The 360-nt window shown below is 65.6% G+C and carries 1 pseudogene; it reads left to right on the top strand.

The annotated features are described in order from the left end of the window. A pseudogene (locus CK486_RS17805) lies at window positions 1-264 on the top strand (protein translocase subunit SecF); the annotation flags it as partial. Window positions 265-360: the final 96 nt, after the last annotated feature.

The raw sequence follows: 360 nt of genomic DNA, 5'->3' as shown, positions 1-360 counted from the left end.
GCGACGCGCTTCGAGTCAAGCGCTCGAGTTCGTCGGCCCGCGAGGTGGGTGAGGAGCTGCGTCGACCAGGGCGGTATCGCCATGCTCCTGGCGCTCGGTGGCATCCTGCTGTACCTGGCTTTACGCTTTCAATGGAAGTTCGGTGTCGGCGCCATCGCATCCTTGATCCACGACGTGGTGATCACCCTCGGCGTGCTGGCGTTCTTCCGGGTTCCGTTCGACCTGACGGTGCTGGCTGCGGTGCTGGCGATGATCGGTTACGCGACGCGCTTCGAGTCAAGCGCTCGAGTTCGTCGGCCCGCGAGGTGGGTGAGGAGCTGCGTCGACCAGGGCGGTATCGCCATGCTCCTGGCGCTCGGT

It is taken from the genome of Pseudomonas sp. HAR-UPW-AIA-41 (assembly GCF_002304225.1).
Classification (GTDB): domain Bacteria; phylum Pseudomonadota; class Gammaproteobacteria; order Pseudomonadales; family Pseudomonadaceae; genus Aquipseudomonas.
Note: the sequence above shows the minus strand (reverse complement) of the source record. Positions and strands in the feature narration are given on the sequence as shown.